Annotated in this window: 1 protein-coding gene; it reads left to right on the top strand. The window is 36.0% G+C overall.

Annotated features, from left to right (window positions below; genetic code table 11):
* Positions 1-399, top strand: a 399-nt coding sequence (locus D7V20_RS19530) for an integrase core domain-containing protein (protein ID WP_147395832.1), incomplete at its 5' end; no start/stop codon positions are given.
* Between the last annotated feature and the right edge of the window lie 57 nt (positions 400-456).

Below are 456 nucleotides of genomic sequence, written 5' to 3'. Positions count from 1 at the left end.
CTTGCGCATAGAGTATCGATTAGTATGGAGGTTACATTTTGCATAGAAACATTAAATGAAGCTATTGAAAAATATGGTCGACCTGAAATATTTAATACAGACCAAGGCAGTCAGTTTACCAGTGATGCATTTATTGATGTATTGAAATCAAATGGCATTCAAATCAGTATGGATGGTAAAGGTCGATGGGTTGATAATGTGATGGTTGAACGATTATGGCGGAGCGTTAAATATGAAGAGGTGTATCTCAAAGCCTACAGCAATGTTTTGGATGCGAAGAAGCAATTAAACGCATATTTTGAATTTTATAATTTGAAACGACCTCATTCGAGTCTGGACAAAATGACTCCAGATGAGTTTTACTATGACCAGCTACCACAACAAAATAAGGTAGCTTAACTAGAGCAGAGTATCACTTATAAATAAGCTTTTAGTTGTTCAAACATGTGGGACCAC

The organism is Acinetobacter rongchengensis (assembly GCF_003611475.1).
GTDB lineage: Bacteria > Pseudomonadota > Gammaproteobacteria > Pseudomonadales > Moraxellaceae > Acinetobacter > Acinetobacter rongchengensis.
Note: the sequence above shows the minus strand (reverse complement) of the source record. Positions and strands in the feature narration are given on the sequence as shown.